This is a genomic window from Wolbachia endosymbiont of Tuta absoluta (genome assembly GCF_059414725.1).
In genome coordinates this window covers 1-373 of the sequence record NZ_JBNRJY010000206.1, presented here as the reverse complement: position 1 = coordinate 373, position 373 = coordinate 1, and the positions used below count along the sequence as shown (strand labels likewise).

The window sequence follows — 373 nt, the reverse complement described above, 5'->3', positions numbered from 1 at the left end:
TGAATATTGAGGAGTTCCATAGTTCGAAGACAACCCTGGATGTAGCGTCTAATTCATGGTGGGCCTACCAACTGCCTATAATAAACGAATTCGTATACAAAATTTTGTGTCCCAGCTATAAACCGCTGAGAAGATCGATCAATTAAACTGACCGGACCCCACAGGATGTTTTTTTAAATGTAAAACACGCCTCATAAGTGTAGTATAAATAGCCAAAAAATACGTGAAATTATTTTGTTTATATTCATTTAAAGTGTAATTCAGAAAATTTCTGTCTATCGTTTGTTGCACAAGTTAAAAATGTCCTTCCATGAAATGCACCATGAAATGTTAGAATTCTATAGCGATTTTTATTACCTTTTCCATTTTGATA

General features: G+C 33.8%; 1 pseudogene. It reads right to left on the bottom strand.

The annotated features are described in order from the left end of the window. Nucleotides 1-256 precede the first annotated feature (256 nt). A pseudogene (locus ACJ5GX_RS02205) lies at nucleotides 257-373 on the bottom strand (aspartate aminotransferase family protein); the annotation flags it as partial.